At 70.9% G+C, this 20,133-nt stretch carries 19 protein-coding genes and 2 riboswitches; of the genes, 9 read left to right on the forward strand and 10 right to left on the reverse strand.

All coding sequences use genetic code 11. The features are described from left to right. The 5 genes from TR50_RS33055 to TR50_RS33075 form a co-directional block, all read right to left on the reverse strand. Positions 1 to 728: coiled-coil domain-containing protein (locus TR50_RS33055; protein WP_152648777.1), on the reverse strand; the 728-nt coding region annotated here is incomplete at its 3' end. Between the two features lie 244 nt (positions 729 to 972). Next, positions 973 to 1,977: a C40 family peptidase gene (locus tag TR50_RS33060; protein ID WP_052441635.1), complete on the reverse strand. Its 1,005-nt coding sequence runs from the start codon at positions 1,975 to 1,977 to the stop codon at positions 973 to 975. Between the two features lie 52 nt (positions 1,978 to 2,029). Beyond that, positions 2,030 to 2,190: riboswitch (cyclic di-AMP (ydaO/yuaA leader) on the reverse strand. 302 nt (positions 2,191 to 2,492) lie between these two features. Beyond that, the gene (locus tag TR50_RS33065) at positions 2,493 to 3,530 is read right to left on the reverse strand and encodes a C40 family peptidase (protein ID WP_042431026.1); all 1,038 of its coding nucleotides are present in this window, start codon (positions 3,528 to 3,530) and stop codon (positions 2,493 to 2,495) included. 214 nt (positions 3,531 to 3,744) lie between these two features. Then, the gene (locus TR50_RS33070) at positions 3,745 to 5,115 is read right to left on the reverse strand and encodes an NYN domain-containing protein (RefSeq protein ID WP_042431028.1); all 1,371 of its coding nucleotides are present in this window, start codon (positions 5,113 to 5,115) and stop codon (positions 3,745 to 3,747) included. Positions 5,116 to 5,235: 120 nt separating this feature from the next. Then, on the reverse strand, positions 5,236 to 5,502 hold the full coding sequence (locus TR50_RS33075) for a hypothetical protein (protein WP_042431031.1): 267 nt from the start codon (positions 5,500 to 5,502) through the stop codon (positions 5,236 to 5,238). 126 nt (positions 5,503 to 5,628) lie between these two features. Between TR50_RS33075 and TR50_RS33080 the strand changes: the two genes are divergently transcribed. From TR50_RS33080 to TR50_RS33100, 5 genes are read left to right on the forward strand one after another with little or no spacing between them, the layout of a single operon-like run. Further along, positions 5,629 to 6,465: a rhomboid family intramembrane serine protease gene (locus TR50_RS33080; RefSeq protein ID WP_042431034.1), complete on the forward strand. Its 837-nt coding sequence runs from the start codon at positions 5,629 to 5,631 to the stop codon at positions 6,463 to 6,465. Continuing rightward, complete coding sequence (locus tag TR50_RS33085) at positions 6,458 to 6,784, forward strand: hypothetical protein (protein ID WP_042431037.1); 327 nt, start codon at positions 6,458 to 6,460, stop codon at positions 6,782 to 6,784. The genes TR50_RS33080 and TR50_RS33085 overlap by 8 nt, the downstream gene beginning before the upstream one ends. Positions 6,785 to 6,803: 19 nt before the next feature. After that, positions 6,804 to 7,985, forward strand: a complete 1,182-nt coding sequence (locus TR50_RS33090; RefSeq protein ID WP_042431040.1) for a WXG100 family type VII secretion target — start codon at positions 6,804 to 6,806, stop codon at positions 7,983 to 7,985. Continuing rightward, a complete protein-coding gene (locus TR50_RS33095; RefSeq protein ID WP_042431043.1) occupies positions 7,982 to 8,242 on the forward strand; it encodes a hypothetical protein in 261 nt (86 codons plus the stop codon). The genes TR50_RS33090 and TR50_RS33095 overlap by 4 nt, the downstream gene beginning before the upstream one ends. 36 nt (positions 8,243 to 8,278) lie before the next feature. Continuing rightward, on the forward strand, positions 8,279 to 8,560 hold the full coding sequence (locus TR50_RS33100) for an Lrp/AsnC family transcriptional regulator (RefSeq protein WP_042385955.1): 282 nt from the start codon (positions 8,279 to 8,281) through the stop codon (positions 8,558 to 8,560). 20 nt (positions 8,561 to 8,580) lie between these two features. On the opposite strand, the gene TR50_RS33105 is transcribed toward TR50_RS33100, so the two are convergent. From TR50_RS33105 to TR50_RS33115, 3 genes are all read right to left on the reverse strand, one after another. Beyond that, positions 8,581 to 9,948: an aminotransferase class V-fold PLP-dependent enzyme gene (locus TR50_RS33105; protein WP_042431045.1), complete on the reverse strand. Its 1,368-nt coding sequence runs from the start codon at positions 9,946 to 9,948 to the stop codon at positions 8,581 to 8,583. 135 nt (positions 9,949 to 10,083) lie between these two features. Next, positions 10,084 to 10,215: riboswitch (SAM riboswitch) on the reverse strand. 141 nt (positions 10,216 to 10,356) lie between these two features. Then, positions 10,357 to 11,430, reverse strand: coding sequence for an anthranilate phosphoribosyltransferase (trpD, locus tag TR50_RS33110; RefSeq protein WP_042431048.1), 1,074 nt, complete (start codon positions 11,428 to 11,430; stop codon positions 10,357 to 10,359). 79 nt (positions 11,431 to 11,509) lie between these two features. Next, the gene (locus tag TR50_RS33115) at positions 11,510 to 11,920 is read right to left on the reverse strand and encodes a response regulator (protein WP_042431050.1); all 411 of its coding nucleotides are present in this window, start codon (positions 11,918 to 11,920) and stop codon (positions 11,510 to 11,512) included. Between the two features lie 296 nt (positions 11,921 to 12,216). On the opposite strand from TR50_RS33115, the gene ctaE reads away from it, so the two are divergent. From ctaE to qcrB, 4 genes are all read left to right on the forward strand, one after another. Further along, on the forward strand, positions 12,217 to 12,837 hold the full coding sequence (gene ctaE / locus TR50_RS33120; protein ID WP_042431053.1) for an aa3-type cytochrome oxidase subunit III: 621 nt from the start codon (positions 12,217 to 12,219) through the stop codon (positions 12,835 to 12,837). A 72-nt stretch (positions 12,838 to 12,909) separates the two neighbouring features. Further along, the gene (qcrC, locus tag TR50_RS33125) at positions 12,910 to 13,713 is read left to right on the forward strand and encodes a cytochrome bc1 complex diheme cytochrome c subunit (protein ID WP_042431057.1); all 804 of its coding nucleotides are present in this window, start codon (positions 12,910 to 12,912) and stop codon (positions 13,711 to 13,713) included. Next, positions 13,710 to 14,777: a cytochrome bc1 complex Rieske iron-sulfur subunit gene (gene qcrA, locus TR50_RS33130; protein WP_042431058.1), complete on the forward strand. Its 1,068-nt coding sequence runs from the start codon at positions 13,710 to 13,712 to the stop codon at positions 14,775 to 14,777. Before qcrC ends, qcrA begins: the two co-directional genes overlap by 4 nt. Then, positions 14,774 to 16,438: a cytochrome bc1 complex cytochrome b subunit gene (qcrB, locus tag TR50_RS33135; RefSeq protein WP_084701379.1), complete on the forward strand. Its 1,665-nt coding sequence runs from the start codon at positions 14,774 to 14,776 to the stop codon at positions 16,436 to 16,438. The genes qcrA and qcrB overlap by 4 nt, the downstream gene beginning before the upstream one ends. Before the next feature lie 93 nt (positions 16,439 to 16,531). Here qcrB and TR50_RS33140 read toward each other — a convergent pair whose 3' ends face one another. Together TR50_RS33140 and TR50_RS33145 are read right to left on the reverse strand one after the other, a co-directional pair. Then, positions 16,532 to 18,046 carry an NCS1 family nucleobase:cation symporter-1 gene (locus tag TR50_RS33140; protein WP_084701381.1) on the reverse strand — a complete coding sequence of 505 codons (1,515 nt, stop codon included), beginning with the start codon at positions 18,044 to 18,046 and terminating at the stop codon, positions 16,532 to 16,534. A gap of 97 nt (positions 18,047 to 18,143) precedes the next feature. Then, on the reverse strand, positions 18,144 to 20,078 hold the full coding sequence (locus TR50_RS33145; protein ID WP_152648778.1) for an MFS transporter: 1,935 nt from the start codon (positions 20,076 to 20,078) through the stop codon (positions 18,144 to 18,146). Between the last annotated feature and the right edge of the window lie 55 nt (positions 20,079 to 20,133).

The following is a 20,133-nucleotide window of genomic DNA, read 5'->3' on the forward strand; positions in this document are numbered from 1 at the left end:
GCGCGGTCGTCCGCCGGGCCGAGGCCGGCGGCCGGCGGCTCCGCGGCCGCCTGGGCCGCGGCCTGCGCGGCGGCGTCCTCGGCCTGCTGGAGTCCGGCGCGCTGGTCGGCCGTCAGGCTGCCCAGCAGCGCCTGGGCGTGGCCGAGTCGCCGCTGGACGTCGGCCTTGTCGGCGGCGATCGAGCGGCGCAGCCGCTCCAGCTCGGCCAGCTGCTCGCCCACGGCGGCCCGGTCGCGCGCCACGCGCTGCTCGTCGCCGCGCAGCTCGGCCAGCCGGAAGGCGAGGTCGGAGTCGACCTGGCCGAGGCCTTCGGCACGCTCGAGGTAGTCGGAGGGGTGGGCGCTGAGCAGCAGCTGCACCACCGGGTCCACCGTCCCTCCCTGCTGGTACTCGGACTGCGCCATCGCGCCGAGCTGACCTGCCACGTCGTTGGCGCGCTGCTGCTCCTGCGCCAGCCGCTGCTCCAGCAGCGAGGCCCGGCGCAGGAGTTCGGCCTGCCGTTCCTGCGCCCCGACGGCGCGTTGACCCGCCGTCTCGGCCTGGGAGTAGAGCGCGTCGACCTGGCGCTGGACCTCGTCGGGGGTGCTGCTGCCGGGGCCGGAGGGGCCGGGCTGGGCCTCGGCGCCGCTCTGCGTCGTCAGCACCGCCGCGGTGGCGGCGGCCACGGTGACCGCGGCGCGGGAGAGCACGGAGGGGCCGAGGCGTCTGCCTCGTCGATGGGAAGCCACGAGCGGAGACGCTAGCGATTGGGACGAAAGCAGTCCAAGCTCCCCAGAGCTGAAAAATACCCACGCAATCCGCACATATGAACCAACGCGCAGGTCGTCACCGAGACGGACGGCGTGCGTCCGGCCCGACACGCCCCCGCATCGGGCGCCGCAATGCACCCGTCGGGGTGAACGCCCCGGGCCGGCCGGACAGCACGGAGCCCGCCGCCGGAGGACCGGCGGCGGGCTCGGCGGAGCGCGGGGCTCAGATGTGGCGCATCGCGTAGATCGAGCCGATGTAGCTCAGCGGCTCGTACTTGACGACGGTGCCGGTGTGCGGCGCGTGCAGCACCATGCCGTTGCCGGCCCACATGCCGACATGGCTGTCGCCGTTGAAGAAGATCAGGTCACCGACCTTCAGGTCGGCGACGGAGGACACCGGGGTGCCGTCGTCGATCTGGTCGTAGGTGGTGCGGCCGAGCGAGACGCCCGCCTGCGCGTAGGCCCACTGCATCAGGCCCGAGCAGTCGAACGAGGTCGGACCGGTCGCACCGTAGACGTACGGCAGGCCGAGGCGGGTCTGCGCGGCGGCGAAGGCCGCGGCCTCGACCGAGTCGCCGGCCTTGGCGCCGCCGAGGTTGACGCTGCCCGAGCCACTGCCGCCGCCGCTGCCGCTGCCGCCCGAGGTGCTGGGGGCGCTGGTGACGGCCGCCCGCTCGGCGGCGGTCATGGAGTCCAGCAGCGCCTGGGCCTGCTGGACCTTCTTCTGCGCCTCGGCCTTCTGCGCCGCCAGCTGCTTGGTGGTGCTCTCGATCTGCTGCAGGGTCTGCTCGGCCTGGGACTTCTGACCGGAGAGCTTCTGCTCGTCGCCCTGGAGCTGCCGGATCTCGGAGGCCTGGTTGTTCGTCAGCTGGCCGAGCGACGCCGCCTTGCTCAGGTAGTCGTCCGGGCTGGAGGAGAGCAGCAGCTGCACGGTCGGGTCGACCGCGCCGGTCGCGTACTGCTGGTTGGCGATCTCGCCGAGCTGGTCCAGGCGGGAGTTGACGGCGGCCTGGCTGCGGGCGATCTGGTCCTGCAGCGTGCCGACCGCGGCCTGCTGCTTCTGGAGCTGCTCCTGGGAGCCGTCGTACTTCTGGACCGCCTCGTCGGCCTGCGTGTTCAGCTGCTGCAGCTGAGCCTTGAGCTGGGCCGTGGTGGGCTTGGGAGCGGCCTGCGCGCTCTGCGCCGACACCGCCACAGCGGTGGCGGCCGCGGCCGTCAGGACCGACATACGGGCACGACTGGGAGACTTGGGACGACGATGGGACGCCACGAAGGCGAGCTCCTTCTTCCTACGGCCGCCTACCGGGTGAGCTGACGGGTTCGGGCCAGGAAGTCAGCCCTACGACGCCTCCGTCGTCCCGGAATCCCACCGGTCCGCCCCTGGCGTCGATACACCCCGGGAACTGTTGGTTCCCCGGCTCCGACTCGACGGCATCCCCCCGCGACCGCGTCGTCGAACTCGACGGTGAACGCCGCTGCCACCCGGGATGGGTGAACGACCGCACGGCGATTCGAGGAGTGACCTTAGTAACCCAACCGTGATCCGTTCAAATCCTTGTCAGGAAAAACTTCCGTCACTTCCGATGTGGCGTCAGCCGAGCGACGCTCTGTAGTCGCAATCTGACCGGATGCCGACGACATGAGGGAGAATTCGGTCATTCCACCGCATGGCATGCCAATGCTGTGAGAGTCTTCACAGATCGCTCCGGGCGTCGGCCCGCGCGTGTCGACCCGTCAAATCGGTCACATGCGGCGGATCGCGACGATTCCGTGGAACCAGCTGATCGGCTGTACCGAGACGTCGTAGCCGTACTCGGGCGCGTTCAGCAGCATCCCGTTGCCCGCGTACAGGCCCACATGCTCGCCGCCCTCCAGCACGATGATGTCGCCCACCTGGGCGTCGGCGATGCTCGGCACCGCGGTGCCGACGCTCTCGTCGGCCTGGGAGGAGTGCGGCAGGGAGATGCCGGCGTGGGCATAGGCCCACATGACCAGCCCCGAGCAGTCGAAGCCCTGCGGGGTGTCGCCGCCCCACAGGTAGGGCGCCCTGCCGATCTGGCCCATCGCCGCCTCCATGGCGGTGCGAGCGGCGCTCGATATCCCGGACAGGTCGATGGTGCCGCTCCACCCGCTGGTGGAGACAGACCCGTAGCCGCCGCCCCCGCCGTTCACGGCGACCTGCTGGGCCGGGGTGAGCGCGTCGAGCACGGACTGCGCCTGCTTGAGCTTCGCCAGGGCCGAGGTCTTCGCCTGGCTCATCTGCGCGAGCAGCTGCTGCTCCTGCGCGAGCTCCGCGGCGGCCTCGGCCTTCTCCCGCTGGAGCGTCGACTCCTGGGCGACCAGCGCCTGCAGCTCGGCGGTCTGGTTGCTGGTGAACTCGTCCTGCGAGGCGGCCTTCTGCAGGAAGGCGTCCGGGGAGCTGGAGAGCATCAGCTGGAGCGTCGGGTCGACCGCGCCGTTCGCGTACTGCGAGTTGGCGATCTGCCCCAGATTGTCCAGTTCACCGTTGACCTGGGCCTGCTGGCGGGCGATCTCGTCCTGAAGGATCGCCACCCGCTGCTGGACCGCCTGCTTCTGGGTGTTCGCCTGGTTCCACTGCTCGGTCTTGGCGGCGGCGTCCGAGCGGTCCGCGTCGACCTGCGACTTGGCGTCCTTCGTGGAGATCGTCGGGGCCGCCTGGGCCGCGGTCTGCGCCGACAGCGCCACCACGGTCGCCGCCGCAGCGGTCATCATGGAGACGCGGGCACGGCTGGCCTGGCGGGGCCGGCGGTGAGAAGCCACGAGGAATGCAGTCCCTTCGCACACACGGAACGCCCGCAGGTACGAAGAATGAACGCGAGTGCGGACGTTGTGCGTGAGGATAGTGAGGAGGCGGCCCCGTTGTCTCCCCCGGGGGGTGGATCCGGGCCTCTCTCTTAACAAATGTTCAAGATCAGCAGTTTGACCGGCAGCTCAGCGTGGTCGCCCGACCGCGCAGTGCGCCCCACCCGAGGGCTCAGGATCTGATGAGCCGTCGCAGCAGCATGGTGGATGGCACCGGCCGCGCCCCCGCGGCCCGCACCCCATCCGCGACCTCGCGGTCCGTGGAGACCACCACGATCGGACGCCCCTCGGGCTCGGCCCGCACCAGACGGCGGATCAGCTCGTCCGCCGTCTCCCCGGTGCGGCTGAACAGCACCCGCACGCCGCGCGGCGGCGGCGCCATCGGAATCGGCCCGTCCAGGTCCTGGCCGTCGAAGACACAGGTGATCTCGGCGCCCGTCTGCGCCGCCAGCAGACCGAGCCCGCGCTGCAACTGCTGGCGCTGCCGGTCCAGCGGCATGCCGGGCCAGCCGGTCTTGGTGACGTTGTAGCCGTCCACCAGCAGATGCACCTGCGGCAGTTCGAGCAACTGGTCCAGCAGGGCCGGGTCGTCGCCCTCCAGGGCGCGCCGCGCCACGTCGTGCGGGGAGGCCGCCACCGGGGACACCGCGTCCACCGAGTCCGCCGGACGGCCGCTCAGCGGCGCCAGGCCCAGCTCGCGCTGGAGCCCCTGCGCGCCCTGCACGACCGTGTCCAGCAGCAGCCGCAGCCGCATCTCCTCGGTGGACCGCCCCTCGCGGGCGGCCCGCCGGGACGCCTCCAAGGCGGCCTCCAGCTCGGCGACCCGGTGCTTGAGCCGGCGCACCTCGCTCTCCTGGGCCCCGCGCTCGGTCGCCCCGGTCGACCGCATCGCGTCCAGCTCGGCCGCGGCCTTGCGGGCCGCCGCCTCGGCGCGCTTGGTGTCGGCGGCGAGCGAGCGCAGCTGGCGGCGCAGGCTGTCGCCCTCCTTCTTCAGCGCCTCCAGTTCGGCCTTGGCGTGCTCGGCGTCCGCACGGTGCGCGGCGCGCAGCGTGACCAGCTCGTCCTGGAGCTTCTCGGCGAGCCTGGCCGACTCGGCGGCGACGACCTCGTGCTCGGCGCGCTCGACCTCCTCGCCCGCCTCCCCGACGATCCGGGTCCACCCCGGCGTGCGCAGCAGGTACGCGGCCGCGGCCACGTCCTGCGGGTCGGCGGCGGCCGGGACGCTCCCGCCCTCCAGCGCGGCCACCAGGTCCGGCTGGCCCTGCCGGACGCGGTCCGCTATCCGCGAGCGGAAACCCGGCTCGGTCTCCAGCGCGGCGGCGATGGCCGTCGCACCGCGCTTGACGCGGGCGTCGCGGGTGAACTTCACATAGGGGCGCAGCCGGGCCGGCAGCTCGGCCGGGGTGAACGCGCCGAGGGCGTCGGCGGCGATGCCGACCACGCGCCTGCGCACGCCCTCGGGCAGCGGACGGTCCAGCGCCTCGACGCCCTCGGCGCCCTCCGCGCCGTCACCGGGCGCCGGCGTCTGGTCTCGCTGCTCCACGTCTTCCGCTCCGATCCGCCACTACTGTCCGGGCCCGGCTCTCGGTCCGCTCCCCGGACAGTCATTGTCCCCGCTTGTACCCCCCGCCGATCAATTCGCCACATCTCCCAAGGAACGGCCTCAGCCGCGCTTGGCCTGTTCCGCGGCCTCGGCCTCCGCCCCCGGGCGGTCCACCAGCTCGATCTGGTCCACGGCGTCGCACCAGCGGCAGCGCACCGACTCCACCGTCTCGCTGAGCACCTCGCGCTCCTCGACCGTCGGGTCACCGGCCAGGTCCAGGTGGACGAACTCGACGACCCGGGAGGAACGCGTCACGTCGAAGCGGGTCAGGTTGCCGCAGAGCGTGCAGCGCCACCTGGTCCCCTCGGAGGGCAGGGGAACGGCCATGGCGAGGTCCTCTCGTCGTCGTCTCTACCCGGGAAACCCTAGGGCCTCCCGGCCCGGCTCGGCACGGTCCCCCACACGCTCCAGCGCGCTGGTGTCAGATTGGTCCCGGATAGGAATGCTTTGCCCATGGTGACCCTTGCGGCCCCGGAGCCCTCGACCCGCGTCCCCCGGCCTGTTCCGTACCTGCCGCTGGTGACCTGCTCGCTCATCGCGCTGTGTGTGGCCGTCTTCCTCGTCGGCCCGATCTCCGGCCTCGACCCCTTCTACGGCTCCGGCGCGGCCCGGGCGTGCGCGCAGACCCTGTACTACCGCCAGTGGGGCGTGATCCCGGCCGAACTGCTCGCCAACGCCCCGCTGCCCGCGAAGGCGGCGCAACTGCACCACTGCGCGGCCGCCGGCGGGCTGCCCAAGATCCCGGCGCTGTCGGTGCTGACCGCCATGTTCGTCCACGGCGGCTGGCTGCACCTGGCGGGCAACATGCTCTTCCTCTTCGTCTTCGGCGCGATGGTGGAACGCCGGATCGGCCCGCTGGCCTTCCTCCTCTTCTACGTGGCCCTCGGCTACCTGGCCACCTACGGCTACGCCCTCTTCGAGTCCGGCAGCCCCGGCGCAACGCAGACCCTCGTCGGCGCGTCCGGCGCGATCGCCGGGGTGCTCGGCGCGTACCTGTGCCTGTATCCCCGGGCCCGCGTCACCAGCCTCATCCCACTGCTGCTCTTCCTGCCGCTGCGCTTCCCGGCCTGGCTGGTGCTCGGCTTCTGGTTCGCCGTCCAGTGGCTCTCCATCCCCGCCACCGACCCGACCGTGCCCGGCGTCGCCTACGCCGCCCACCTCATCGGCTTCACCGGCGGCTTCCTCTTCGCCTGGCTGCTGTGGCGCCGGCCGGGGCGGTCCCGAGGGGCGACGGGCGCCACTGTTAGGCTCCCCGGCGTCAAGCCACGGGGAGCAACGACAGATGACTGACCAACAGTTCGAGACGGACCCCAGTGCCGTCATGGCCCTCGCCGGTGACTTCCACCAGGAGGCGACCTCCCTGCCGGGGGACGCGGTCTCCTTCGGCCGGAGCGCCGGACAGATCGGGGCGGCCTTCGGCGTCCTCGGCGCCTGCGACGGCGCCTCGCAGCAGTACGCGAACCTGCTGAACAGCACCCTCAACGCACTCGGCAAGATCGCGGAGATGCTGGAGGGCGACGCCGAACAGCTGGGCCAGACCGCGCAGACCTACGTGGAGAACGAGCAGCAGGTCCAGCAGCACTTCACGCGGGTGCACCAGAGTTTCTGAGGTCCGGGGGAATCGACAGATGAACATCAACGGCGCCATCGACGGCGTGGTACTGAAGGTCCTTCAGGCTTTCGGAGTCGAGCTGCCGGGCGGCGACGGGGACGTCCTGCGCTCCATAGCCTCCGACTGGGACGGCATGGCCACCGATCTGGCGAACCGGGTCCGGGCGCTCGACGGCCAGGTGGCGTCGACCGGTCCCACCGAGTGGTCGGGACCGGCCCGCCAGGCCTTCGACCAGCACTGGCAGCAGCAGGTCAGCACGCTGAACGAGATCGCGGGCAATCTGCACAAGGTCGCCGACGGCCTGCGCCAGTACGCGGGCGAGATCGACTCGATCAACCTCTCCATCGTCGACATCTGCGTGCAGATCGCGGAGATGGAGGCCGCCGGGGCGCTGCTCTCCCTGGCCACCGGCTTCATCTCCGACCTGGTCGCGGACACCGCGATCGCGGCCCGGGTCGCCAAGATCATCGACCTGGTCGCGCAGTTCACCCGCGCCGCGGAGAAGGTCTCCGAGGTGCTGAGCGAGCTCTTCGAGCTCACCGAGGAGAGCGCGGCCACGCTGACCAAGGTGCTCACCGCCTTCGCCAAGATCTCGGGCTCGGCGCTGCGCTCCGCGGGCGAGTCCTTCGCCGGCAACTTCGCAGCGGACACCGGCAGCATGATGATGAACCAGGCGCTCTCCGGCCAGAAGGTCGACGTGGGCGCCGACGCGAAGGACGGCGCCGTCGAGGCCGGCGGCTCGGCCGCCTTCGCCGGACTGACCGGCGGGATCGGCGCAGCGCCGGGCGTGTCGAGCAAGGTGGGCGACTTCCTGACCGGGGACGGGGGCAAGCTCAGCAACCTGACCAACGGCGCGCTGGGCAATATCGCCGGCACCGGTCTGGACGACTACCTCCACCCCAACCAGCAGCAGGGCAAGGACGCGACCGGCGTCACCGAGGACCTCGTCACCGCCGGGGTCACCGGCGCCTACGGCAACTCCCGCATCGACGACAAGCTGAACGGCCTCAAGGAGAAGGGGAGCTTCGGCGGCGCCAACCTGAGCGAGCAGGGGAAGCGCCTCGACTCCGCGTTCGCCTTCTCGGCCGGCACCGGCGACAACACGGCTGTCTACAACGCCGGCTCGGGAGTCGAGTCGGACCTGGAGAACCTCCAACAGGAACAGCAGAAGCTCGCAGGACAGGAGCCCGGCCAGTGAGCACCCTCCCCTCCTCGACGTGGCCTCTGGCGGGCGGCAGCATCCCTCCACAGGGCGGCGGCGGCCACGGCAGCATGCACTGGGGCCTGCTCGTCGGCGTTCCGCTGATCGCGCTGGGCCTGCTGCTGGCGGGCTGCGGGCTCGTGCTCGCCGTGAAGCTGGCCAGGACGGCGACGAAGCCGGTCCAGCACCTGCTCGGTCCGTTCTTCCTGCTCCTGGGAGCAGGAATCGCCGGGCTCGGGTTCTGGCTCGCCTAGCATGGTCAGCGCATGCCCCCGCCGACAGGAGACTCCGTGATCACCGCCATCGTGCTCGTCAAGACCAGCGTCGACCGGATCCCCGAGATCGCCGAGCAGATCGCCGCGCTGGAGAGCGTCACCGAGGTCTACTCCGTCACCGGCGGCTGGGACCTGATCGCCATCGTGCGCGTCCGCGCCCACGAGGAGCTGGCCGATGTGATCCCCGGTCAGGTCAACAAGGTGCCCGGCGTGGAGCACACGGAGACCCACGTGGCCTTCCGCACGTACTCCAAGCACGACCTCGACGCGGCGTTCGCCATCGGCCTGGACGACTAGGCCCTCTCCGGCGGCGCCGCTCAGCGGCGGGTGTCCGGCACGCAGCGGCCGCCCTCGGTGCGGTAGGACCACGCCGAGCCGCTGCCGACCAGCTCCCGCACCGCCGCCAGGAACCGGTCCACGTGCTCCTCCGGCGTGCCCGCGCCGAAGCTCACGCGGATCGCGTTCAGGCTGCGCTCGCCCGGCAGCGACGGCTCCGGCGCGCCGCACTCGCTGGGCGCCGTCTCCTCGCCGCCCAGCAGTGTGCGGACCAGCGGGTGCGCGCAGAACAGGCCGTCGCGCACGCCGATGCCGTACTCGGCGGAGAGCGCCGCGGCGAAGTGCGAGCTGTTCCAGCCCTGCACCACGAAGGAGAGCACACCGACGCGCGGGTGATCCTCCCCGAAGAGCGTCAGCACCCGCACCTCGGGGACCTCCGCCAGCCCGGCGCGCAGCCGCTCGATCAGCTGCTGCTCACGCGCGTGCAGGGTGTCCAGCCCCGCCTCCGCCAGCGCCCGGCAGGCGGAGGCGATGGCGTACGCGCCGATGACGTTCGGCGAGCCGGCCTCGTGCCGCGCCGGGCCCCGGTGCCACTCGACGGCCACCGATCCGTCCGTCTCCCGCGCGACGGTGCGGCTGGCGCCGCCGCCCGCCAGGTAAGGCTCCGCCGCGTCCAGCCAGTCGGCGCGCCCGGCCAGCACGCCCGCGCCGAACGGCGCGTACAGCTTGTGTCCCGAGAAGGCCACCCAGTCCACGTCCAACTCCCGCACGGAGACCCGGTGGTGGGGCGCGAGCTGGGCGGCGTCGAGGACGATCCGGGCGCCGTGGCCGTGGGCCACCGCGGCCAGCTCGGCGACCGGCCAGATCTCCCCGGTCACGTTGGACGCGCCGGTGACGCAGACCAGCTTCGGTCCGGGACCGGCCGCGTCCAGCGCGGCGTCCAGGGCCGCGACGGCCTCCCGCGGGGAGCGCGGCGCGCGCAGGTAGGCGACCTCCAGCCCGCGGCCCGGCCAGGGCAGCAGGGACGCGTGGTGCTCGGTCTCGAACGCGAAGACCCGGGTGCCGCTCGGCAGCGCGCCGGCCAGCAGGTTGAGCGAGTCGGTGGTCGCCCGGGTGAAGACGACCTGGTCGTCCTCACGCAGGTCCAGGAACTCGGCGACGGTCGCGCGGCTCTGCTCGAACAGGTCGGTGGAGAGCTGCGAGAGGTACCCGGCCCCGCGGTGCACGCTGCCGTAGTAGGGCGCGTAGGCGGCGACGTCGTCCCACACCCGCTGGAGCGCGGGCGCGCTGGCGGCGTAGTCGAGCGCGGCGTAGCCGACCTTCTCGCCGTTGACGAGCGGCACCTCGACCTCGCGGCCGAGGACGGGAAGGGGCTGACAAACAGTGACATTACGGGCGGCGACAGACATGGCGGTACCTCCGGAGGATGCGCGTGGGTATGGCGAAACAGCCCCGGTTGGGAGGGGGCATGGATGTACTACGGAGATGTGGAGGCCCGGACGGCCTCTACCGCATTCGCTTCTGCACGGGAGAACTCCTCGAGGGACGCGCGCTTGCCTGGCGGCACCTCGCCGCAGGCCTGGTCGTCACCCGGAGGCACCCCACCACGGTCGGAGGGTTGCCGGACAGCGAGCCGGGGCTTCAGCGGCGAACGCCGCGTGCTGTCACTCGTGACCTGTTCAGGAGTATGGCAGAGGACCACTCCGTGGGCGAAGGGCGTTCCGGCATGTGAGAAACCCTCTGGGGGCGCGAGGAACTGCGCGAGCCACGCCCACGCGGCGGAGCCGCACATCGGTGGAGCCTCGCGCCCCTGGTGGCTACGCCTGCGTCGTCGCCTTCGCCCACTCGGCGAGCTTGCGCTCGGCCGCGCCCGAGTCGATCGCCTCCGCCGTGCGGTCCATCGCCGCGCGCATCTGCTCGACGAAGGGCGCGTCCGTCGGCGCCAGGGCCACCAGCGCGGAGGCGCTGTTCAGTACGACCGCGTCCCGGACCGGGCCGCGCTCGCCCGCCAGGACCCTGCGGGCCACCTCCGCGTTGTACGCCGGGTCCGCGCCGCGCAGGGCCTCGACCGGGGCGAAGGCGATGCCCACGTCGCGCGGGTCGAAGGAGAACTGCTCGACCTCGCCGCCGCGCACGCGCCAGACCGTCGAGGTCGTGGTGACGGTCAGCTCGTCGAGGCCGTCGTCGCCGCGGAAGACCAGCGAGGAGTTGCCGCGGCGCGCCAGCACGCCGGCGATCAGGCCGGCCATGCGCGGGTCGAAGCAGCCGACCGCGTTCGCGCCGACCCGGGCCGGGTTGGTCAGCGGGCCCAGCAGGTTGAAGAAGGTGGGGACGCGCAGATCCCCGCGCGCCGTCGCCGCGTGCCGCATGGAGGGGTGGAAGACGGGGGCCGGGCAGTAGGTGATGCCCGTCTCCACGGCGACCTCCGCGACCCGACGCGGGGTCAGCGCCAGATTGACGCCGAGCTTCTCCAGCACGTCCGTCGCGCCGCTGGCGCTCGACGCCGCGCGGTTGCCGTGCTTGGCGACGCGCGCGCCCGCGCCCGCGGCGACGATCGCGGACATGGTGGAGATGTTGACGGTCTTGGCGCGGTCGCCGCCGGTGCCGACGATGTCGACGGCCGGGCCGGGCACCTCGATCACGGTGGCGTGCGCGTACATCGCCTCGACCAGACCGGAGATCTCCTCGACCGTCTCGCCCTTGGCGCGCATCGCGATCATGAAGCCGGCCACCTGGGCGGGGGTCGCCTCGCCGGAGAAGATCTGGTCCATCGCCCAGGCGGTGTCCTCCGCCGTCAGGTCCGAACCGGAGAGCAGCGGCATCAGGACGTCCGGCCAGGTGCGCACCCGCGCGGGGTCGTCGCCGCCGAACGCAGGATTGGAGTGCACCATGACTGTCGCCTCTCGAGGACTGGGGTCGATCAAGACGACCCCAGCCTATCGAGCGGGGCGCTGGGTAAGACGACAGATCTCAGGCGGCGAGACCCGCGCGTCCGCGCAGCAGCGCGGTCGCCGCGCCGACGAGCGCGACCGGGTCGACGGGGGCGGGGACGGCGGCGTCCGCGTGGCTCCAGGTGGCGAGCCACGCGTCCTGGGGGCGGCCGATCAGCACCAGCACCGGCGGGCACCGGTAGATCTCCTCCTTCAGCTGGCGGGTCAGGCCCATGCCGCCCAGCGGCACCGCCTCGCCGTCCAGCACCAGCAGGTCGATCCGGCGGGCGCCCTTCTCGTACTCGTCCAGGGCCCGGACCACGGCCGGCGCCGTCGCGCACTCGAGGTAGGCGAGCTCCGGCAGCTCCGCGTCGGGCCGCTTGCCGAGGGCCAGGCGCACCTGCTCCCGGGTGTTGCGGTCGTCGCTGTAGACAAGGATGTTCAGGGCCATCGCTCGTTCTCTCCCTACATCGGGATGTACCGACCTGCCACGTGACGCGTACCACTGCGCGGTGCTCGTTCGGATGCTACTCGCGTCCCGCGCGCCACAACACCGGGTGAACGACGATCTCTGATAGGAAGGTCCGGACAGCGGCACGCACTTCATCCCTTCGAGCGACACCACGTCGCCCGTCGGTGCGGCACGTCTGCTCCGACCTGCCAGAACACGGCGTCGGAGGGTACGTCATACGCCAGACACACCGAGGAAGACCCCCCGGCGTTAGTGCGGAATAAGGGACCGACATAATGTCGGTCGTGGCGACAGCAACTGCAGTAGAAACCGGGCACGCGCACGGTTCGGTCAACCGGCCGAACCTGACCAGCGTCGGAACCATCGTCTGGCTGAGTTCCGAGCTGATGTTCTTCGCGGCCCTCTTCGCGATGTACTTCACGCTTCGTTCGGTGACGGGTACCGCCTTCTGGCACTCGCAGAACGACGCGCTGAACGTTCCCTTCTCCTCCGTGAACACCACGATCCTGGTGCTCTCCTCGTTCACCTGCCAGATGGGTGTCTTCGCCGCCGAGCGCGGCGACGTGAAGAAGCTCCGGGCCTGGTTCATCGCGACCTTCATCATGGGCGCGATGTTCATCGGCGGTCAGATCTACGAGTACACCGAGCTGGTGAAGCACGACGGCCTGTCGCTGTCGTCCTCCCCCTACGGCTCGGTGTTCTACCTCACCACCGGCTTCCACGGGATGCACGTGACGGGTGGTCTGATCGCGTTCCTGCTGGTCCTCGGCCGGACGTACGCGGCCAAGAGGTTCACTCACGAGCAGGCGACCGCGGCGATCGTCGTGTCCTACTACTGGCACTTCGTCGACGTGGTCTGGATCGGCCTCTTCGCGACCATCTATCTGATCAAGTAGCAGGGTCGGACCGTCAGGGACGGTCTACCGGACTCTCCAGACGCTCCAGATCCTCACACCGGGGTTTATTCCGTGAAAAAGCTCTCCGCACGACGGCGCCACCCGCTGGCAGCGCTCGTCGTCCTCATCTTCGCCCTGGCGGTCACCGGGGGGCTGTGGGCGGCGCTCGCGCCGACCAGCAGCGCCTCGGCCGATGCCAGCCAGTCCCTCCAGGTCGAGGAGGGCAAGCGGCTGTTCCAGGTCGGCTGTGCCAGCTGCCACGGTCTGAACGGCGAAGGCACCAACCTCGGCCCGTCCCTGGTGGGCGTCGGCTCCGCGGCCGTCGACTTCCAGGTCGGCACGGGCCGCATGCCCGCGCAGCAGCCGGGTGCGCAGGTCCCGAGCAAGAAGGTCATCTACAGCCAGGCCCAGATCGACCAGATGGCGGCCTTCGTCGCCACGCTCGGCGCCGGCCCGGTCATCCCGACCCAGGACCAGTACTCCGGCGGAAACGTCGCCGCGGGTGGCGAGCTGTTCCGCACCAACTGCGCGCAGTGCCACAACTTCGCCGGCGCCGGCGGCGCCCTCAGCGAGGGCAAGTACGCGCCGAGCCTCGCGGGCGTCAGCGCCAAGCACATCTACGAGGCCATGCTGACCGGCCCGCAGAACATGCCGTCCTTCCCCAACTCCACCATGCCGGAGCAGCAGAAGAAGGACATCATCGCTTACGTCCAGCACGCGACGAACAGCGACGCCAACCCGAGCTACGGCGGTATGACCCTGGGCGCGATCGGCCCGGTCTCCGAGGGTCTCTTCGGGTGGATCTTCGCGCTGGGCGCCCTGATCGGCACCGCGATCTGGATCGCCGCCCGCACCCCCAAGGCCAAGAAGTCATGACGAGCCAGGACAACATGTCTGAAGAACACCTGCCGGAGGCCGCACACGGCCACGGGGGCGGACCCGTCGTCAGCAAGGACGGATACTTCGCCGACCCGGGCCTGCCGCCCCACGAGCACCGCCGAACCGACATCGACGAGAAGGCCGCCCGCCGTGCGGAGCGCCAGGTCGCGACGTGGTTCCTGCTGTCGATGCTGGCGACTGTCGGCTTCATCGCCAGCTACGTCATCTTCAAGCCGGGACCGACGCACCACGTCTACATCTGGCCGGTCGGCGACGTCTCCCCGCTGAACTTCGCGCTCGGCGTCACCCTCGGCATCTCGCTGTTCGCCATCGGCGCGGGCGCGGTCCACTGGGCCCGCACGCTGATGTCGGACGAGGAGCACATCGCCGAGCGTCACCCGATCGAGTCGACCCCCGAGGTCCGCGAGCAGGTCTTCGCCGACTTCCGCCAGGGCGCCAAGGAGTCGGGCTTCGGCCGCCGCAAGCTGATCCGCAACACGATGATCGGCGCGATGGCGATGGTCCCGCTCTCCGCGGTCGTGCTCTTCCGCGACCTCGGCCCGCTGCCGGAGAAGAAGCTGGACACGACCGGCTGGAAGGCCGGCATGCTCCTGAAGAACATGAACACCGGTGAGCCGATCAAGGCCTCCGACGTGGAGGTCGGCTCGCTGACCTTCGCGATGCCGCAGGACCTGTCCGAGGACGACGAGGACTTCCAGGTGCGCATCGCCAAGGACGCGCTCATGCTGGTCCGTCTGCAGCCGGGCGACATCAAGGACAAGAACTCGGCCGCCTGGGGCTACGAGGGCGTTCTCGCCTTCTCCAAGATCTGCACCCACGTCGGTTGCCCGATCAGCCTGTACGAGCAGCAGACGCACCACGTCCTCTGCCCGTGCCACCAGTCGACCTTCGACCTGTCCGACGGCGCCCGCGTCATCTTCGGCCCGGCCGGCCACCCGCTGCCGCAGCTGCAGATCGGCGTGGACGCGACCGGCAACCTCGAGGCCCTCAACGGCTTCACCGTTCCCGTCGGCCCCGGCTTCTGGGAGCGCAGCGAATGAGCACTCACGCCAACGACAACTCCCACGAGGAGCAGATCGGCCACAGCGAGGCCGGTGTCGAGCAGAAGCACCTGGGTGAGAAGTCCGCCGACTGGGTGGACGGTCGCCTGGGCATCTACAGCCTGGCCAAGGCCAACCTCCGGAAGATCTTCCCGGACCACTGGTCGTTCATGCTGGGCGAGATCTGCCTCTACAGCTTCATCATCATCATCCTGACCGGCGTCTACCTGACGCTGTTCTTCCAGCCCAGCATGGGCGAGGTCATCTACCACGGCTCCTACACGCCGCTCCAGGGCATCAAGATGTCCGAGGCGTACGAGTCGGCGCTGAACATCAGCTTCGACGTCCGTGGCGGCCTGCTGATCCGTCAGATCCACCACTGGGCGGCGATCGTCTTCGTCGCGGCCATGCTGGTGCACATGATGCGCGTCTTCTTCACGGGCGCGTTCCGCAAGCCGCGTGAGATCAACTGGCTGTTCGGCTTCCTGCTGCTGTTCCTGGGCATGTTCGACGGCTTCATGGGCTACTCCCTCCCGGACGACCTGCTGTCCGGTACGGGTATCCGCTTCATGGAGGGCGCGATCCTGTCGGTGCCGCTGGTCGGCACCTACCTGCAGATGTTCCTGTACGGGGGTCAGTTCCCGGGCAACGACATCATCCCGCGCTTCTTCACGATCCACGTGCTGCTGATCCCGGGCATCATGCTGGGCCTGCTGGTGGCCCACCTGATCCTGGTCTTCTACCACAAGCACACGCAGTTCGCGGGCCCCGGCCGCACCGAGAAGAACGTCGTCGGCATGCCGCTGATGCCGGTCTACATGGCCAAGGCGGGTGGCTTCTTCTTCCTGGTCTTCGGTGTCATCGCCTTCGTCTCGGCGATCGCCTCGGTCAACCCGATCTGGGCGTACGGCCCCTACCGCCCCGACCAGGTGTCCACCGACGCCCAGCCGGACTGGTACATGGGCTTCTCCGAGGGTCTGATCCGCATCATGCCGGGTTGGGAGATCCGCGCCTGGGGTCACACCCTGGAGCTGGGCGTCTTCATCCCGCTGGTGGTCTTCGGCCTGATGTTCATCGTCATCGCGATCTACCCCTTCCTGGAGGGCTGGATCACCGGTGACAAGCGTGAGCACCACATCCTCGACCGCCCGCGCAACGCCCCGGTCCGCACCGCTCTCGGCGTCGCCTGGATCACCGAGTACCTGATCCTGCTCGTCGGCGGTGGCAACGACCTGTTCGCCACGCACCTGCACCTGTCGATCGACGCGATCACCTGGGCCTGCCGCGTCCTGTTCTTCGTCGGCCCGGTCATCGCCTTCATGGTGACCAAGCGCTGGTGCATGGGCCTGCAGCGCGGCGACAAGGACAAGATCCTGCACGGTCGCGAGACCGGCACGATCAAGCGCCTGCCGCACGGTGAGTTCATCGAGGTCCACGCGCAGCTGCCGCAGGAGGAGCTGTTCCGCCTCACCGCCCACGAGCAGGGCGCCCCGGTCGCGCTGCCGCCGGCGGTGGACGAGAACGGCGTCAAGCGCAAGGTCGGCGCCGTCACCAAGCTCCGTGCCAAGCTCTCCCAGGGCTACTTCGGCCCGCAGAGCCAGATCGCGAAGCCGACCGCCGAGGAGCACGCCGAGATCACCTCCGGCCACGGCCACCACTGATCCGCCGCTGATCCTCAGCTGATCGGACTGCAGTAACGCCGCCGCCACAGCGGTAGAGGCCCCCCTCCCCTCCGGGAGGGGGGCCTCGTGCGTTCACGCCTCGCGACCGCGTCCGGGCAGGCTCAGCAGCAGGTACAGCAGCAGCGCCGAGCCGAGGCCGACCGCCCACCCGTAGTCGGCCAGCGGCTTCAGCGCCGGGATGACGCCGCCCACGGGGAAGGGGCCCTGCTTCACGCCGTCGCTGACGGTCGAGTAGGAGCCGCCCACCGCCAGCACGCCGCCGACCAGGAAGGCCAGCACCGCGCGCAGGTTCCAGCCGCCGGTGTACCAGTAGCGGCCGCCCTGCCGGTACAGGTCCGCCAGCGACAGCCGGGTGCGGCGCAGCAGCCAGTAGTCGGCGATGAGGATCCCCGCGACCGTGCCGAGCAGCCCGCCGACCACGCCCAGCCAGGTGTAGATGTAGACGTGCGGGTTGGCGATCAGCTTCCACGGCATGATGACGATCCCGACGACGCCCGTGATCAGGGCGCCGGTCCGGAAGTCCACGTGTTTCGGCGCCAGGTTGGACAGGTCGTAGGCGGGCGAGACGACGTTGGCCGCGATGTTCACGCTCAACGTCGCCACCATCACGATCAGCAGCGCGAACAGCGCGCCGGCCACGTTGCTCATCCGGGCGCTCAGCGCGATCGGGTCCCAGATCGGCGCCCCGTAGACGGCCTGGGAGCCGGAGGTCACCAGCACCGACAGCACGGCGAAGAGCGTCATCGTCGTCGGCAGCCCGAGGGTCTGGCCCCACAGCTGCGCCTTCTGACTGCCGCCGAAGCGGGTGAAGTCGGGGATGTTGAGGGCGAGCGTCGACCAGAAGCCGATCATGCCCATCAGGGCGGGGAAGAAGACCTTCCAGAACCCGCTCCCCCAACCCAGCCTGGACGGCTGGTCCAGCAGCGGGCCGAGGCCGCCGGCCTTGTCCGCCATGACGCCGAGCAGCACCAGGGCGCCGACGATGACCAGCGGCGCGGCCCAGTTCTCCACCCTCCGCAGCGTCTCCATGCCGCGGGTGACGATGGCGATCTCGATCAGCCAGAAGACCAGGAAGGAGAGCCACTGCGTCCACGGCGTCCCGGCCACCTGGCCCGCCGTCAGCCAGCCGTGGCCCAGCACCTTCCCGGCCAGCAGGTAGATGCCCTCGCCGCCGATCCAGGTCTGGATGCCGAACCAGCAGCAGGCGACCGCGGCCCGCACCAGGGCCGGCAGGTTCGCGCCGCGCAGCCCGAACGAGGCGCGGGCGAAGACCGGGAACGGGATGCCGTACTTGGTGCCCGCGTGCCCGGTCAGCAGCATCGGCCCGAGCACGATCAGGTTGGCCAGCGCGATCGTCAGCACGGCCTGCTTCCAGTCCATGCCGAGCGCCACCAACCCGGAGGCCAGCGTCCACGAGGGGATGCAGTGGGCCATGCCGACCCACAGCGCCAGGTAGTTGTAGGTGCGCCAGGTGCGGCGCTCGACGGGGACGGGGGCCAGGTCGCCGTTGGTGAACCGGGGGTCGTCGAGGACGACTCCCTCGGCCAGGGCGACCCGGCCGTCCGGGTAGGTCTGCTGGAGGGACATCGCACGCCACCTCGCTCCGCGAAGAGGGCTGACCACCGACCGGGAGCGGCCGGAAACCGTCAGTGAAGCAGAGCCCGATCTTCGCGCATAGAGCGCGTCAGTTCCGTTCGCACACGCTCTCCAGGTGGGCGCCGATCCGGCCGAGGAACTCCTCCCAGCGCGCCACGAACTCCGGGTCGTGCGGGGACATCCCCGTCGCCATCCGGGTGACCTGCGGCAGCAGCGTCGGATAGCTGGCCAGGCCGAAGCACATCAGCCGGAACAGCGCCGGGTCGAGCTCCGGATCGAGGCGACCGGCGGCCTGCCGTCGGGCGATCTCGGCGATCTGCGCCCGGATGACGGGCGTGCGCTCCTCCTCGCGCGGGATCGGCCGGTCGCCGTAGGCGAGCGCCTCGCGCTGGAGGTAGGCGAGCCACGCCGCGTCGGCCTCCTCCTGGTGGCGGTAGTGGAACGCGAGGAACTCCCCGAACGGCTCCGGCGCGTGCCCGGCCCGGTCCAGGCGCTGCCCGCGCACCCGGGTCAGCAGCTCGTTGAAGAGCTGGTCCCCCACCCGGCCGCCGGTCGCCAGGAACATCGACCAGGCGAAGCCGCCCGCCCAGCCGGGCAGCCGCTCGACGAGCGCGTTCGCGGGCTGCCCCGGCGCCTGCGGCATCCGGTACACCAGGAACGCCGCCGCCAGCAGCAGCACCGCGCTCAGCGGCATCAGCTCGCCGAACGCGGTGGCGTAGGCGGCTCCGTGGGTCGCCGTCCCGACCAGGGTGAAGTAGGTCAGCCCGAACAGGGCGACGCCGAGCACGTTGCCCGTCTGCATCGAGGTGGTGACCACCCCGGAGGCGCCGCCCGCGTCCTTCGGCGGGACGCTGGAGAGGATCGTGCCGACCAGCGGGCTCATGCCCAGGCCCTGGCCGACGCCGGTCAGCAGCATGGTCGGCGCCAGCGCCCACACCGACAACGAGGCGCCGGCGGCGGCCGCCGTCGCGGCCGTCCCGAACAGGCCGAAGGCGGCCAGCACGTAGCCGATGGCCAGCACGTGCCGGCCCAGCACCGGTACCAGCCGGGGGGCCAGCAGCGAGGTGCAGAAGAAGCCGACGGCGCTCGGGGTGTAGACGAGCGCGGACTTCAGCGGCGAGAAGTCCAGCCCCGTCTGGAGGTACACCGCGAGGGTGAACAGGAAGCCCGCGTACGACAGCTGGAACAGCACCGCGATCGGCACGCCGCTCGCGAAGCCCCGATTGCGGAAGAGGTCCAGCCGTACCAGCGGCTGCCCGCCGCGGGCCGCGACCCTCGTCTCCCAGCGCAGGAACGCCCAGCCCACCGGGAGCGCCGCGACCAGCATCAGCACCAGCCACAGCGGCCAGCCCTGGTCCCGGCCCAGCAGCAGCGGCACCGAGAGCAGCAGCAGGAGCGCCGTCACCAGGCCCGCGCCGCCGAGGTCCAGCCGGGTCCGCGACTCGTCGCGGTCGTCCGGCAGCCACAGCAGGGCGGCCACCGCGGCCAAGACGCCGACGGGCACGTTGACCAGGAACACCGGCCGCCAGGTCCAGCCGAACAGGTCCAGCGCCAGCAGCGCGCCGCCGATCAGCTGCCCGGCGATGGCGGCGATGCCGATCACCGCGCCGAACGCGCCGAGCGCCCGGCCGCGGGCCTCGCCCTGGTAGCTGGTCTGGATGATGGCCAGCACCTGCGGGTAGAGCATCGCGCCGCCCACGCCCTGCAACACGCGCGCGACCACCAGCACGGCGATGTCCGGGGCCGCCCCGCACAGCGCCGAGGCGGCGGTGAACACCAGCAGCCCCGCGACGAACATCCGCTTGCGCCCGAGGATGTCCCCGAGCCGCCCGCCGGTCACCAGCAGCGAGGCGTAGGCGATGGTGTACGCGGACACCACCAGCTCCACCGCCCCGAACCCGGCGGAGAGGCCGGAGCGGATCGACGGGATCGCCACGTTGACGATCGCCACGTCCAGGATCGCCATGAACGTGCCGACCAGCACGATCGGCAGAACGAATCTCCCACTGTCCCCGCGCGCCACGCGCCCTCCCCCAAGATCACGTCAAAGTCCCTATTCTGACGGGGACTTGTGCGTG

Source organism: Streptacidiphilus anmyonensis (assembly GCF_000787855.1).
GTDB lineage: Bacteria > Actinomycetota > Actinomycetes > Streptomycetales > Streptomycetaceae > Streptacidiphilus > Streptacidiphilus anmyonensis.

Bases quoted from the DNA above. Each gene is read 5' to 3' on its own strand.
- TR50_RS33105 (WP_042431045.1), bottom strand. From the start codon at position 9,948: ATGTCTGTCGCCGCCCGTAATGTCACTGTTTGTCAGCCCCTTCCCGTC.
- TR50_RS33080 (WP_042431034.1), top strand. From the start codon at position 5,629: ATGGTGACCCTTGCGGCCCCGGAGCCCTCGACCCGCGTCCCCCGGCCT.
- ctaE (WP_042431053.1), top strand. From the start codon at position 12,217: ATGTCGGTCGTGGCGACAGCAACTGCAGTAGAAACCGGGCACGCGCAC.
- qcrA (WP_042431058.1), top strand. From the start codon at position 13,710: ATGACGAGCCAGGACAACATGTCTGAAGAACACCTGCCGGAGGCCGCA.
- TR50_RS33115 (WP_042431050.1), bottom strand. From the start codon at position 11,920: ATGGCCCTGAACATCCTTGTCTACAGCGACGACCGCAACACCCGGGAG.
- trpD (WP_042431048.1), bottom strand. From the start codon at position 11,430: ATGGTGCACTCCAATCCTGCGTTCGGCGGCGACGACCCCGCGCGGGTG.
- qcrB (WP_084701379.1), top strand. From the start codon at position 14,774: ATGAGCACTCACGCCAACGACAACTCCCACGAGGAGCAGATCGGCCAC.
- TR50_RS33085 (WP_042431037.1), top strand. From the start codon at position 6,458: ATGACTGACCAACAGTTCGAGACGGACCCCAGTGCCGTCATGGCCCTC.
- TR50_RS33075 (WP_042431031.1), bottom strand. From the start codon at position 5,502: ATGGCCGTTCCCCTGCCCTCCGAGGGGACCAGGTGGCGCTGCACGCTC.
- TR50_RS33090 (WP_042431040.1), top strand. From the start codon at position 6,804: ATGAACATCAACGGCGCCATCGACGGCGTGGTACTGAAGGTCCTTCAG.
- TR50_RS33140 (WP_084701381.1), bottom strand. From the start codon at position 18,046: ATGTCCCTCCAGCAGACCTACCCGGACGGCCGGGTCGCCCTGGCCGAG.
- TR50_RS33060 (WP_052441635.1), bottom strand. From the start codon at position 1,977: ATGTCGGTCCTGACGGCCGCGGCCGCCACCGCTGTGGCGGTGTCGGCG.